The organism is Lactiplantibacillus sp. YT640 (assembly GCF_049745435.1).
Taxonomy (GTDB): Bacteria; Bacillota; Bacilli; order Lactobacillales; family Lactobacillaceae; genus Lactiplantibacillus; species Lactiplantibacillus plantarum.
Genome location: NZ_JBMNVY010000001.1, coordinates 68,570 through 82,820 on the forward strand (window position 1 = coordinate 68,570; position 14,251 = coordinate 82,820).

The following is a 14,251-nucleotide window of genomic DNA, read 5'->3' on the forward strand; positions in this document are numbered from 1 at the left end:
TAAACTAATTGTTGATGAGTGCTCGTCTTAAATTCGTTAGTTGTAACGCAACGCTACCATCAAACGTTTGATTATTTGACTTCACAATTACACCGCCAATGATTGCTTCATCGACTTTACGTGACAAAACAACCTGATTGGCACCAACACGTTTGGCGAATGCCTTTGCGATTGCATCAGCTTGCTCATCTGACAACTTGACCGCAGACGTTACTTCGGCATGCACTATTTTGCGACTCTCATCGAAACGTGTTTCAAACGCGTCAACAATGCCAACTAAGTTCGACATGCGGCCGTAATCATACAACATTTGAATAAAGTTTTTAATGTATTCTGAAGCGTGGTCAGTCAAAGTTGACAACGTTGTCTGTTTTTGATCAACCGGAAGCAATGATCCTGAGAGGACCTCTGCCAATTGCGGGTTGTCGACAAAGACTTGCCGTAATTGCTTTAACTCGGCCAGGAATGCTTCGGTCTGATCTTTTTCAACTGCAAGTTCAAAGAGTGCCTTTGAATAACGACTTGCAATTGTAAGATTATCAAGACTCATGCTTTCCCAACCCTTCAATATACGAATTAATTAATGCCTGTTGGCCTTCCGGATCCAATTGCTTCTTAATAATCTTCGTAGCAATCGCAATCGAAATGTCAGCGACGTCTGATTGGACGTTCTTCAAGGCATCTTGACGCTCCTGTTCAATATCCTTACGCGCATTTTGTTTATACTGCGTTGCTTCGTTTTGCGCATCGGCAATGATACTTGACCGTTGCTTTTCGCCACTCTTTTTCGCGTCAGCGACAATTTCACTCGCTTCAGCGCGAGAGTGTGATAGCGCATCACGCCGTTGATCAGCTAAGTCACTCGCTTCTTGCCGAGACTTTTGTGCTGAATCAATGTCGTTCGCAATCTTGTCGGCTCGATCAGCCATCATTTTTGTGATGGGCTTCCAAGCAACAACAGAGATCAATGCCATCAAAACAATAAAGCTAATCCCGATAAACAACATATCACCAAGGTAGAGACCGGATGCACCGATAATTAAATGCGAGAGCATCTAATGACACCTCCTTCTTTCATTTTCATTAAAATGAACTCGTTGACCAATGATTACTTGTTCATAACCATCAAAGCAACAACGAAGGAAATGATAGGCATTGATTCGACCAACCCAACACCGATGAACATGTTAGTCCGTAATTGACCAGATAATTCTGGTTGACGGGCCATCCCTTCAAGCATCTTAGAAATAACCAAACCGTTACCAATACCAGCACCTATAGCGGCACCACACATAGCAATACCTGCAGCAATTGCTCCCATAATCTGTGTATCCTCCTTAAAATTAAAAAACTAGAAATTATTCCTCGTCGTTAACCTTCTGAGAAATATAAACTGAAGTCAAGGTTACGAACACGAACGCTTGAATGCTCCCGATAAACACTGAGAAACCTTGCCATAAGAGTTCAATTGGAAATGAGTAAACATAGCTCAACCAACCGTTGCTCTTTGCCAAATCAGCAACCTTCGTTAGTAACATTTCACCAGCAAAGATGTTCCCGAACAGCCGAAGACCTAAAGTTAGGAAATCGGTAAATTGTTCAAAGACGTTAACAACCGAGAAAACAGCAAAAGGTTGTGTGTATTCTTTCAAATAACCACCCATACCTTTCTTACGAACACCCGCAGCATGTGCAAGTGCAACGGTCATAAACGATAACGTCAAAGTCACAATCGGATCGGCGGTTGGACTCTTCAGATACGTATACTGCCCGACCTGAACGTGAATGAACAATCCAAGTTGGTTAGCGATGAAGATAAAGAGAAACAATGTAAATGCGTACAAACCGAAGTTAGACGCTTCGTTACCCTTGATCGACCCTTTGACAATGCCATTCGTGAACTCGATGAGCCACTCCAGCACATTTTGTCCACCCTTGGGCTTCATTGTTAAATGTCGCGAAAGTAAAAAAACAAACAAGAAAACAATCAGACAAGTCACAATTACTGAGATGTCATTCGCGATATTAAACGTCAGTCCAAGGAATTTGACTGTAGGAACTGGATCACCCACTGAATATCACCTCTTTCCTTTAATTTCGGTGCTACGATAACCTTAACCTTTGAGCTAGTCAACGTCAATTTTATCGTAACCTGAAATGGTAGATTAGAGACACCCCTAATCAAAATACAAAGGTAATAATACCACCACCGTCGAAAAAATTCAAAATAATTTCAACATTTCGTCAATCAATAAAAATCCAACAATATCAAGCTCTCATTAAGCTTTCAAATCGTTGGATTTTCATTATTTTGACTTTATTTTCATTCTTGGCACGCGCAATGACGGCCTACTTCTCATTTACCGCCGTCTTTGGCAGCACCAAGTTCATCACAATTCCGAGCACCGTTGCAACTGCTAGACCACTGAACTGAAAGCTTCCCAGTTGTAAATAGGCATTGCCAATTCCAATGACCAAAATCGCTGATGCAATCATTAAATTTCGCTTCTGATTAAAATCAACTTTATTATCAATCAGAATTCGCATCCCACTTGAAGCAATTACCCCAAACAGTAGAAAGCTGACCCCACCGATGACGGGTGATGGAATACTCTCGATCAACGCGGATAACTTACCCACAAAACTAAAGACGATGGCAAAAAAGGCGGCCCCACCGAGCACATAAATACTGTGGACCCGCGTAATTGCCAGCACCCCAATATTTTCACCATAGGAGGTCACGGGTGGTCCACCGACAAAGCCGGCGATAATCGAGGCTGTCCCGTCGCCAGCCAATGTATGGTTCAAACCTGGATTCTTGAAGAAATTCCGCTTAGTCAACTTATTGAGTACCATAATATGGCCCATATGTTCTGACATCGTCACAAAGGCGATTGGTGCCATACTCAGAATCGCGCCCCAATAAATGCCAGGATGATAACTAATAAAAGGCAATTGAAAGGCGGGCATCGCAAACCACTGCGCTTTTTCCACACCAGAAAAGTCAACGATTCCAACTAACACGGCAATGATATACCCACAGACGATTCCCAACAATATCGGTACTAAACTCATAAATCCACGCAAGTACATGTTAAAAATGACGGTCAGTAACATCGTCGCCATCGCGACGCCGAAATATTTAATATCATAACTACTCCCGTTCATCGTTGCGTCCTTAGCTGCCGTCCCTGCGAGTGACAACCCAATTACCATCACAATCGGCCCCACGACGATCGGGGGAAGCGCCTTATCGATCCAGTCAGAACCGATTAAAGTAACTAATAAACTAACTAGCAGGTACACACAGCCCACCGCGACAGTCCCCTGAGCGATGGCCGGATATCCTGCGGTCTTCATCAGAGACTGCATCACAACGATAAATGAAAAGCTCGAGCCCATATACGCCGGAATCTTTCCGCGCGTGATGAGGATATACATTAGCGTCCCAACACCAGAGCTAAACAGCGCAATACCTGGATTTAATCCCACCAGGATTGGCACCAATACCGTGGAACCAAACATCGAGAACAGATGTTGCACCGACAAGCCTAACCAACTACCTAATTTTGGTCGGTCATGAATATCTAACACGACTTCATCATTATGAAACGCCGCTTTCTTTGTCATAACGCACCCCTTTTTATGAATGATTGCAAAAGAAAAGACAGCCCACCACTCAAAGCGGCTAGGCTGTCCGAAATTACGCACAGCTTCCTTGAAAGCGCACGTCCGTTCATCCTTTTCAGCCTCTCTGAGCTAATTTAAAGGAACTGTTTAATTGCAATTAGTCTACTCGTCTCCGAAATAATTGTCAACTCAATGTTTGAACCGAACCAGTAACAGCCCCTAAAAACGATATTAGTTCAAAACATCATAATATTTATGACAACATTCCTGAAATAATGTGACTTTCTCACCCAACGTTACCGAATATTCGACCAATACAGCGTAATCGCCATCTAAAACACCCTAATTATCCAGTGTCCCCCAACAGTTAATGTCAATAACTACCTATAATATACGCGTTGTACAAATTATTATTTGGCATTAACGGTGATTAAAACGTGCTAATTAGATTGTTGTACGTCAGCCGGTGTGGGTCCTATTCCGACCTCCGGGGCTGGGTGACAATTGCTGGAACGCAGCCGACATCGATTTGAGCTAACGCATAACCCGCGTCATCTCAAATACGAGTCTTATTCTAAGCCGGAAGCAGACCACTTCCAGCTAAGAATAATTTGGCTACTGGGCATTGTCACCCAGCCCCTCCGGTCGGTAAGCCGCTCAAATGGCTGATGAACGGCCACTTAACTTGGTACAATTTGTCGCTGACTATTTTGACACTGGAACTTTAAACAAAGCGTTAGGTGCATTAGCACTTTGTCAAGAGATTAAATTTTACTACACCAATTCAGGATTAGTGAGCTATCTCAATATCATTTTCAGTCTGCCGGTTGATTGACAAAATTACTGGTTGTAAAAAGCAACGACAAATTCATCAAAAGTTAGGTACATCTTCGTCAGCCATTCGAACACTGTCACGACTGGAAGTCGGCTTAGGACGAACCAGCAAAGCATGTTTACGCCCACTTACACCCGTTTCCAGTGGTCCATAGCTGGCTGCTTTTAATCTTAGAAATTAGCACGTTTTAGTCACGATTCATGACTAATGAACTCACAGAATGCGGATGATTATAGCTAGAGTTGTTAATAATTTTGGAAAACAAAAAGGTAGCCCCCCAGACATTGCCTGGCGGTGCTACCTTTTGTCAATGCAACTTACTTCGTACCAAATAACCGGTCGCCCGCATCGCCCAAACCAGGAACGATGTAGCCATCTTCATTTAAATGGTCATCAAGTGCTGCCGTGTAAACGTCGATGTCTGGATGTGCGTCCCGAAGTGCCTTAACACCCTCAGGCGCCGCAACTAAACACATAAACTTAATATTACTTGCGCCGCGCTTTTTCAACATATCCATCGCCATGATGGCTGAACCACCAGTGGCTAACATTGGATCAACGACAAATAATTGCCGTTGTGAAATATCACTTGGTAATTTAACGAAATATTCGACCGGCTTCAAGGTCTTTTCATCCCGATACATCCCAACGTGCCCAACTTTAGCTGCCGGAATCATGTTTAAGAAACCGTCAACCATCCCTAAGCCAGCCCGTAAGATTGGTACAATGGCGACTTTCTTACCTGCCAACGTTTTTTGCGTTGACTTGGCAATCGGTGTTTCAATCTCAATGTCCTTCAACGGCATATCGCGTGATACTTCGTACGCCATCAACGTTGAAATTTCGTTAACCATTTCCCGGAAGACCTTAGTACCACAGTTCTTTTCCCGAATGATCGTCAATTTATGTTGAATGAGCGGATGATCCAAAACCTCAAACTTACCCATGTTGCTACGCACACTCCTTAGTGATTTCTTTCTATTGTAGCTAATTTAGAGAGAAAAAACCAGACCTGATATAAATTACTTAATCAACATCGATCGGGTGCTTCGCTGTTAAAGCCATTGCTTGCTGTTTAACGTCATCTAGATTTGCTTGATCTGTCGGTGCTTGTAACGCTTGCAAAATCAATTCAGCGACCTTAGTTGCATCAGCTTCGTCAAAACCACGGGTCGTAATCGCAGGTGTTCCCAACCGAATACCAGAGGTCTTGAAAGCCCCTAACGTCTCATTCGGAATCGCTTCTTTGTTGACCGTAATATAAACCGTATCTAACAGATCTTGTACTTGGCGACCGTTCAAACCAGACTTAGTGACATCAATCGTCATTAAATGATTGTCCGTGCCACCAGAAATAACCCGAACCAAGTCAGAGTCATTGAAGACCTTCGCCATTGCCTTGGCATTATCAATGATATGTTGGGCATAAACCTTAAACTCAGGCTGTAAGTCTTCGCCCAAAGCAATCGCTTTACCCGCAATTACGTGATCCAACGGCCCACCCTGATTGCCAGGAAAAACGGCCGAGTTGATCTTCTTGCCATACTTTTCTTTCGCTAAAATCATACCGCCACGGGGCCCCCGTAACGTTTTGTGTGTCGTTGTCGTAACCACATCAGCATATGGCACCGGATTAGGATGTAGTCCGGCCGCAACTAAGCCGGCAATATGAGCCATATCAACCATCAATAAGGCCCCAACTTGATCCGCAATCTCGCGAAACTTCTTGAAATCAATCAATCGACTATAAGCAGAAGCCCCCGCAACGATTAACTTTGGTTGAAAATCTTGTGCTTGTGCAAGAATTGCATCGTAGTTTAATTCTTCAGTTTCAGGATCGAGCCCATAACCTTGAAAATCGTAAAGTTTACCAGAGAAGTTCACACTAGATCCATGTGTTAAGTGTCCCCCAGCATCTAGTGACATCCCCATCACCCGGTCACCAGGTTGAATCAGTGCCATATATGCAGCCGCATTGGCTTGGGAACCAGAGTGTGGTTGCACATTAGCATATTCCGCACCAAATAATTTCTTAGCCCGTTCAATGGCTAAGGTTTCCACTTGGTCAATGTATTCGTTACCACCGTAAAAGCGGTGACCCGGATAGCCTTCAGAGTATTTATTGGTCAGCACACTCCCCTGCGCTGCCCGGACGCCCTTTGAAACGATGTTCTCAGAAGCAATCAACTCAATATTATGTTGTTGCCGTGCCTGTTCCTTACTAATCGCAGCCCATACTTCTGGATCTTGTTCCTGGTAATTCATGAATAAATCTCCTCCATTTCGCAAGTGACAACTTTCGGGTTTTCCCGACTTGCAATCATTATACACTAAAATGAGTCTGACCGGCAGATTTATTTAATCGGTTCATGTAGGCAAGCCCAAGTCCTTTATTTTCAAAGGCTTGGCACAGAATATCTTTAATTTCCGTCTCAGTATCAAAGTGCCGCAAGCCCGCGAACAGCTCCCGACTTGCCGATTGAATATCTTCTCCAAGCGAAAATTGTTCGCAATTAGTCGGAATTTGATTGTTAGTTAAAATATCATCTGTTGCCATAACGCCCATTGGCACATCTTGCTGGGCTGCCCACGCCAGCGCTTCTGGCCAATCTTCCGAACGATCAACGATATAAACTTGTGCGTTTGGCGCATAGTGCTTATATTTCATCCCCGGCGCCTTAGGAACTTCCTTAGCTCCGACATGGTGCAATTCGGTTTGAACTGGCATGCCAATGACCCGTTCGATTGCTTCAGGCGTTACGGCACCGGGCCGTAGAATTGCTGGTTGGTCGGTTGAAAGATCCAGAACTGTAGATTCAACGCCAACCTTCGTCGGACCATCATCCAGAATACCAGCAATTTTACCACGTAGATCATGCAATACGTGTTGCGCCGTCGTCGGACTTGGCTTACCAGATGTATTAGCGGATGGTCCCACGATAGGCGTTCCGGCCGCACGAATCAAAGCCAGGGTTGCCTCATTATCAGGATTACGGAAAGCCGCCGTCTGCAGCCCACCAGTAACTTCTGGTGCCAACGCATCTGGTTTCAATTTAAAAATCATCGTCAGGGGGCCTGGCCAAAACGCCTTAATCAGCTTCTTGGCTGCTTCCGATAACGGTTGAGCAAACCGCTCAACGGTTTCCACATCAGCAACATGCACGATCAAAGGATTATCACTCGGGCGGCCTTTAGCTAAGTACACTTGCTTAACAGCATCCACATTTGTCGCATCGGCACCTAGCCCATAGACCGTCTCCGTTGGGAATGCCACTAACTGCCCCGCAGTTAACAACGCCGCAGCGGCCGGAATCTCCGCCGGCGTATATACTTTCGTTTCCATAATATATTCAAACCTCTACTTTATTATTAATTCATCGTTACTTTCATATAATATTATTTATTATTTACATCACGGACTTAATCAATTGCTCATAAATTCACGCCGTACCTCCCAGGTTAAAAACAGCCCGCTTAGGATAAGACTCACATTTGAGATAACGCGGGTTATGCGCGAGCTCAAATCGACGACTGCGTTCACCCACCCCCGAAGGCCGGAATGGGACGCGGATTACAAACAGCAATCTACCTAATCGGCCCGCTTTTATCAGCATTCTCCAGGATAACGCGCAACTATTGCCGAGTCAGAGTCATTGCAACTCGCAGCATCCGATCGTGACCCGCCATATCTTGTCGCAGCGTCACGGTCGCGTCGGGCATCGACTGCGCGAAAAGCGTCTGCAAGGCCGGTCCCTGATGGTAGCCGAATTCCAAGTATAAGCGACCGGTCGAAGTCAGATGATCGGCAACCGTCGTCGCTAACTGCTCGTAAAGTGCCAACCCATCGTGGTCAGCAAATAAGGCCGTTTGTGGCTCGTGGGCGAGGACGCTGGCGTCCATGACGTCTTTTTCGCTCGCAGCGATGTATGGCGGATTACTGACAATAATATCAAACGGCTGCGCAGATACGCTGGTCAATAGATCACTGTGAACCAGCTTAACATCTAAATGTAGGCGGTCCGCATTGGCTTTGGCAACTTGCAGCGCAGCGGTTGAAATGTCGCTGGCCGTAATCTCCCATGCCGGCCGTTCGTGTTTGATTGCCAATGCAATGGCGCCCGAGCCGGTACCAACGTCTAAGAGTCGAACTGGCGCTGTCGCTGGGACATCCGTCAAAATCCAGTCTACCAATTCTTCTGTTTCGACTCTAGGAATAAGCACTGCTGGATCAACTTGTAACGTGAGTCCATAAAACGGTGCGTCTCCGAGTACGTACTGCACTGGCTCACCAGCAACAACCCGGTCAATCCCCTGCTGATAAGCATGCCAAACAGCACTGGGTAGCGGCTCGCGGTAACGAATGAGTAATTGTGTCTGGTCTAGCCGACTCAAGCCCAATAACAGGAAGCGAGCACTATCAGTCGGCAACTGGGCCGTTTTTAGACAAAAAGAAGCCCACTGCTGGGCTTCAAAATAAGTGGGTTGAGTGGGCTTATTCATTAGTTAAGCGCTCCATTTTTTCAGCTTGATCAGCTAAAACGAGGGCATCAATAACTTCGTCTAACTCGCCGTTCATCACCCGGTCAAGTTTGTTGAGCGTTAACCCAATTCGATGATCCGTCACCCGATTTTGTGGAAAATTGTAAGTCCGAATACGTTCAGAACGGTCACCCGTCCCAACGGCTGATTTACGTTCAGCATCATATTCGTTTTGTTCCCGTGACTGATAGTAGTCGTAGACCCGTGCCCGCAAGATTTCCATCGCTTTGGCCCGGTTTTGCTGTTGCGAACGTTGGTCTTGCATCGAGACCACGATACCGGTTGGTAAGTGGGTCATCCGCACCGCTGAAGACGTCTTGTTGATATGCTGACCACCAGCACCAGATGAACGAAAGACATCGGTCCGAATATCTTTTTGATCAATATCAATGTCAACATCCTGCGCTTCCGGCATAACGCCGACTGTTGCAGTTGAGGTATGAACCCGCCCAGCTGATTCAGTCACTGGCACCCGCTGTACCCGGTGCGCGCCACTCTCATACTTCAGCTTAGAGTAGACCTTGTCACCAGAAATGATCAGAACGATTTCTTTAAAGCCACCAACTTCAGTTTCATTACGATCAGCCACTTCTACTTGCCAGCCTTGACGTTCTGCGTACTTCGAGTACATGTTGAACAGGTCCGCAGCAAACAAACTAGCTTCGTCACCACCAGCAGCACCGTGAATTTCCATGATGATATTCTTGTCATCGTTAGGGTCTTTAGGCAACATCAATAACGTGATTTCATGTTCCAATTGATCCTTTTCCGCGTTAAGGTTCTTTAAATCATCTTTGACCATCGCGTTCATCTCATCGTCGAGCTTTTCATGAAGCAATTCGTCATTTTCTTCGATCTGACTCGTGACTTCCTTGTAGTGATTATATTTTTCAACCGTTTCACGAATATTACCCATTTCCTTAGATAACTTCATGAAACGTTGAGAATCCGAAATAACTTCCGGATCACTTAATAGTTCACCGAGTTCCTCATACCGATCGGCAACGGCTTGTAACTTATCAAAAAACTTATCCATTCTCAGTTAATCCTCACTTTGTTAATTTCGGCGGGTAAAAATAATGATGACGACAAACTGGGTAGTACGCCTCATTACCCCCGATTTGAACTTGTTCGCCTTCATAAACGGGCTGACCATCGTGGAACCGTAAATTCATAATTGCTTTTTTACGACAGAACCAGCAGATCGTCTTCATTTCTTCGATCTTGTCCGCATATAGCAGTAGGTACTTGCTACCTTCGAACAATTCGTTACGAAAATCATTCTTTAAACCAAACGTCATCACTGGAATCTTTAGCTCATCAACAATGTCAGCCAATTCTAGGACGTGATGCTTTTTCAAAAATTGGGCTTCGTCGATTAAAACGCACGCAGCATCCGGATTCGTTTGTTTAACGATCTCAAAAATATTGGTATCATCAAATACTGGCGTTGCTTCACGTTTAAGGCCAATGCGACTCGCAACATAGCCCACACCATCACGATTATCTAAGCCACTCGTTAAGATAATGACCGACTTATCTTGTTCCTCATAGTTATGGGCAACTTTCAAAATTTCAATGGTTTTACCACTGTTCATCGCGCCATATCGAAAAAATAACTGTGCCAAGCGACTCATTCCCCTTTTTTACACATTTCTAGTCAATTATAGCGGATTTGGCCGTGAATTTCAGCATTCTGTCATTAAAACTAATTAACGAATTGATAATATGCGGTTAAATGGCGGGAGTATCACTTTTCTTTTAGGGACGTTCAGTATAAAATACTTGAGAGTAGGACATTTTGTCCGGTAATTATGATTTTAATACCCGGTAGTTGGTCACACTGATCATTTCCCAGGTAAATCAAGAATTAGGGGTACCGATAACTTATGTCAATTAATAGTACATTAGCCACCTGGACGGGTAAATCCGCATATTGGTTTTTACACACCTTCCGTGGCGGTGGGAGCTCACTCCCCGGCAAGTTAGCGCTGAAGCTCGATCCAACGATTTTAAAGCATCTCGCTAAAAACTACGACGTCATCGTCATCACTGGGACCAACGGTAAAACGTTAACGACCGCCTTGACGGTCAAGGTTTTACGTGAACAGTACCCTGACATTTTAACCAATCCAAGCGGATCCAACATGAAGCAAGGTATCGTCACGACCTTTTTACGGGCACCTAAAGCGCACCAAAAGCCACTCGCAGTTCTAGAAGTCGACGAAGCTAACGTAATCATGGTCACCAAGTACATCACACCAAAAGCCTTTGTCTTCACGAACATTTTCCGTGACCAGATGGATCGATATGGTGAAATCTACACGACATATCAAAAAATCTTAGACGGGGTTGCTTTAGCACCTGAAGCGACAATTATTGCCAACGGTGATTTGCCACTCTTCAATGCCAAACAATTGCCTAATCCGATACTGTATTACGGATTTGACTACCAGCCCGACCATGACCAACAAGCGCCAGCAAATACGGATGGCCTGCTTTGTCCGCGTTGTCAGCATATTTTACGTTACCATAGTCGAACTTATAGCAATATGGGCAAGTATTATTGTCCCCACTGCGGTTTTGAGCGTCCACAGTTGACATACAAATTAAACGCCCTAACCGCTATGACACCGACTAGCTCAGACTTTGAAATCAACGGTCAGGCCATGCATCTTAATATCGGTGGTCAATACAATATTTATAATGCGCTAGCTGCCTACGCGGTTGGGCGCTTCATGGACGTCACGCCGGCCAAAATCGCGCACGCCCTTAGCGACAACGATGAACAAGTCTTTGGTCGCCAAGAGACCTTTCACGTTGGCGAAAAGGACGTTACGCTGATTCTCGTCAAGAATCCAGTGGGCCTTAACCAAGTCTTGCAAACAATCAGCACCGATGACCGGCCATTCTCATTTGCCGCTCTGCTCAACGCAAACTATGCAGATGGTATTGATACTAGTTGGATCTGGGATGGTAATTTTGAAAAATTACCGGCATTGAATATTCCCGCCTATATTAGTGGGGGTGAACGTTATCGTGATATCACGTTCCGGCTAAAAGTTGCTGGGGTACCGGAAGATCAGTTAACCATTATTCCTGACCTGACCAACATGACGACCGCAATTCAAAAACTACCGACCAAGCAAGTCTACGTCGTCGCAACTTACACCGCGATGTTGCAATTACGAAAACAACTTGCTAGCCAAGGCATTATCGATGGGGGGATGGCTTAACCATGACTTATACACTACACGCCGCACACCTCTACGGCGATCTAATGAACACGTATGGTGATATCGGTAACATTTTAGCAATGCGCTACTATGCTAAAGCAGTGGATGCCGACATCACTGTTGACTTAGTTAGCTTGGATGATCGGTTTGACGAAGAAAAATATGACTTCGCCCTCTTCGGCGGTGGTCAGGATTACGAGCAAACGATTGTTTCCAAGGATTTACAAACGAAAAAAGACGCCTTGACCGCATATATCGAAGCCGGTGGCCCATTATTAGCAATCTGTGGTGGCTTTCAAATGCTGGGCCATTACTACATTGGGGCCCATGGTGAAAAGATCGCGGGTATCGGTGCCTTAGATCATTACACGCTCAGTCAGGATAACAATCGCTTTATTGGTAATATAACCATTGAGAACGCCGAAACCCACCAGACCTACTATGGTTTTGAAAACCACAACGGGATGACCTTCCTGGGCGAAGGTGAACGGCCCCTTGGTCAAGTGCTCCAAGGTAACGGCAATAATGGCAAAGATCAATCTGAGGGCGTTATCTACAAGAACACCTTTGGGTCTTACTTCCATGGTCCAATCCTTGCACGCAATGAAGCCCTCGCCAAACGAATCTTGAAACTGGCCTTACAACGTAAATACCCTGAAGGCAACTTCGATGCACTGGATCAACTCAACGAAGACCTCACTAAAAACGTCATCGTGAAACCTTAAAACGTATCACTCAAAATCGCCACTGACTTAGTTACCAGCCAGTGACGATTTTTTTAGTTTGATCCGTATTAATTGGTTACAATGATAATAGTTTTTTGGAAGCCTTCTCATTAGTAAACCCCTTCAAGCTATAATAAATATTTATATACTTTCAGATAGTGATTATTAATAAACTGATACTATCAGTAGATGCGCAAAAAAAGATTGATATTGGCTTCCAACCAGTATCAATCTTTTTTATCCCATCAAGGGGTTAACTAATTATGCCTTAGCCCCAGGTTCTGAAGCAATAATTTGTAAATCGCCTTTCAATGTCCATTGTTTTACGTCAAATGGCAAGATAAAGTGGACGCCCTTACTCAATGGATAGTCTTGACCGTCAACGACAATGCTACCTTCACCATCAAGTACAGAGACTAACGTATAAGGTGCTGTTCCCCGGTTAAAAGTTGCTTGCCCATTTGTTAGCCGCCATTGCCAAACACCAAAGAATGGTGATTGGACGTATTTGGTCACCGTTGCATCCCCAACCTGGGTAGTCGTGATGTCAAGATCAGGGTCATGATGCGGAACGTTAGTTGTATCAATGGATTGTTGCAAATGCAGCTCGCGCTTCTGACCAGTGGTCTTGTCGACCCGGTCCCAATCATATAGCCGGTAAGTCGTATCAGAACTCTGCTGCGTTTCTAACACCATAATTCCCTTACCAACGGCGTGAATCGTTCCAGATGGGACATAAAGGAAATCGCCGGGCTTAACGGGCACTCGCCGTAATAGCTTATTCCATTCACCGTTGTTGATCCATTCAGCGAGCTGTTCACGGGTCTTCGCATGATGACCATAAATCATCGTTGCACCCGGTTCAGCCGCAATCACGTACCAGCATTCAGTCTTGCCAAGTTCGTGCTCGTGTTCAGCCGCGTACGCATCATCAGGATGCACTTGCACCGACAAATCTTCACTAGCATCCAAGATTTTCGTTAATAGTGGGAAGACATCTCCCTTAGCATCACCGAACACATCACGATGTTCTGCCCATACTCGATCCAGTGTCATGCCAGCGTACGGCCCATTTTCAACGGTCGCTGGACCATGCGGATGAGCTGAAATAGCCCAACATTCACCAGTATGATCACTGGGAATATCATAATTAAAATCATCATGTAATTTGGTACCGCCCCAAATTTTTTCATGGAACACCGGCTTTAAAAAGTATGGCTCACTCATAAGATCTACTCACTCCATTGTTGAATTTAATATCTAAATTTTAGCATAAATGAAAGCGG

14 protein-coding genes are annotated in these 14,251 nt (G+C 44.9%); 2 read left to right on the forward strand and 12 right to left on the reverse strand.

What is annotated here, in order from left to right; genetic code table 11:
- Window positions 1–4 precede the first annotated feature (4 nt).
- From atpH to ACOV1R_RS00355, 11 genes are all read right to left on the reverse strand, one after another.
- The gene (atpH, locus tag ACOV1R_RS00305) at window positions 5–550 is read right to left on the reverse strand and encodes an ATP synthase F1 subunit delta (protein ID WP_054519026.1); all 546 of its coding nucleotides are present in this window, start codon (window positions 548–550) and stop codon (window positions 5–7) included.
- Window positions 540–1,055 carry a F0F1 ATP synthase subunit B gene (gene atpF / locus ACOV1R_RS00310; RefSeq protein ID WP_027822656.1) on the reverse strand — a complete coding sequence of 172 codons (516 nt, stop codon included), beginning with the start codon at window positions 1,053–1,055 and terminating at the stop codon, window positions 540–542. The genes atpH and atpF overlap by 11 nt, the downstream gene beginning before the upstream one ends.
- 53 nt (window positions 1,056–1,108) lie before the next feature.
- A complete protein-coding gene (gene atpE, locus ACOV1R_RS00315) occupies window positions 1,109–1,321 on the reverse strand; it encodes a F0F1 ATP synthase subunit C (protein ID WP_016527158.1) in 213 nt (70 codons plus the stop codon).
- A 37-nt stretch (window positions 1,322–1,358) separates the two neighbouring features.
- The gene (gene atpB / locus ACOV1R_RS00320) at window positions 1,359–2,072 is read right to left on the reverse strand and encodes a F0F1 ATP synthase subunit A (RefSeq protein ID WP_021357405.1); all 714 of its coding nucleotides are present in this window, start codon (window positions 2,070–2,072) and stop codon (window positions 1,359–1,361) included.
- A 277-nt stretch (window positions 2,073–2,349) separates the two neighbouring features.
- Window positions 2,350–3,630 (reverse strand): uracil-xanthine permease family protein, encoded by a 1,281-nt coding sequence (locus ACOV1R_RS00325; protein ID WP_015825748.1) that lies wholly within the window; start codon window positions 3,628–3,630, stop codon window positions 2,350–2,352.
- A gap of 1,152 nt (window positions 3,631–4,782) precedes the next feature.
- Entirely contained in the window at window positions 4,783–5,412 is a 630-nt protein-coding gene (gene upp / locus ACOV1R_RS00330; RefSeq protein WP_003639227.1) for a uracil phosphoribosyltransferase, read from the reverse strand.
- Window positions 5,413–5,491: 79 nt separating this feature from the next.
- Window positions 5,492–6,730 carry a serine hydroxymethyltransferase gene (gene glyA / locus ACOV1R_RS00335; protein WP_003641436.1) on the reverse strand — a complete coding sequence of 413 codons (1,239 nt, stop codon included), beginning with the start codon at window positions 6,728–6,730 and terminating at the stop codon, window positions 5,492–5,494.
- Window positions 6,731–6,788: 58 nt separating this feature from the next.
- Window positions 6,789–7,808, reverse strand: a complete 1,020-nt coding sequence (locus ACOV1R_RS00340) for an L-threonylcarbamoyladenylate synthase (protein WP_015380590.1) — start codon at window positions 7,806–7,808, stop codon at window positions 6,789–6,791.
- 290 nt (window positions 7,809–8,098) lie between these two features.
- Complete coding sequence (prmC, locus tag ACOV1R_RS00345; protein ID WP_003645420.1) at window positions 8,099–8,965, reverse strand: peptide chain release factor N(5)-glutamine methyltransferase; 867 nt, start codon at window positions 8,963–8,965, stop codon at window positions 8,099–8,101.
- Window positions 8,958–10,040, reverse strand: coding sequence for a peptide chain release factor 1 (gene prfA / locus ACOV1R_RS00350; RefSeq protein ID WP_003641433.1), 1,083 nt, complete (start codon window positions 10,038–10,040; stop codon window positions 8,958–8,960). The genes prmC and prfA overlap by 8 nt, the downstream gene beginning before the upstream one ends.
- Window positions 10,041–10,053: 13 nt before the next feature.
- Complete coding sequence (locus ACOV1R_RS00355; RefSeq protein ID WP_003644660.1) at window positions 10,054–10,632, reverse strand: thymidine kinase; 579 nt, start codon at window positions 10,630–10,632, stop codon at window positions 10,054–10,056.
- Between the two features lie 261 nt (window positions 10,633–10,893).
- On the opposite strand from ACOV1R_RS00355, the gene ACOV1R_RS00360 reads away from it, so the two are divergent.
- Together ACOV1R_RS00360 and ACOV1R_RS00365 are read left to right on the forward strand one after the other, a co-directional pair.
- Window positions 10,894–12,240 carry a Mur ligase family protein gene (locus ACOV1R_RS00360; protein ID WP_003641431.1) on the forward strand — a complete coding sequence of 449 codons (1,347 nt, stop codon included), beginning with the start codon at window positions 10,894–10,896 and terminating at the stop codon, window positions 12,238–12,240.
- A 2-nt stretch (window positions 12,241–12,242) separates the two neighbouring features.
- Window positions 12,243–12,965 carry a type 1 glutamine amidotransferase gene (locus ACOV1R_RS00365; RefSeq protein ID WP_003641430.1) on the forward strand — a complete coding sequence of 241 codons (723 nt, stop codon included), beginning with the start codon at window positions 12,243–12,245 and terminating at the stop codon, window positions 12,963–12,965.
- Between the two features lie 261 nt (window positions 12,966–13,226).
- Here the strand turns inward: ACOV1R_RS00365 and manA are convergent, their stop codons facing one another.
- Complete coding sequence (gene manA, locus ACOV1R_RS00370; RefSeq protein WP_003641428.1) at window positions 13,227–14,192, reverse strand: mannose-6-phosphate isomerase, class I; 966 nt, start codon at window positions 14,190–14,192, stop codon at window positions 13,227–13,229.
- Window positions 14,193–14,251 lie beyond the last annotated feature (59 nt).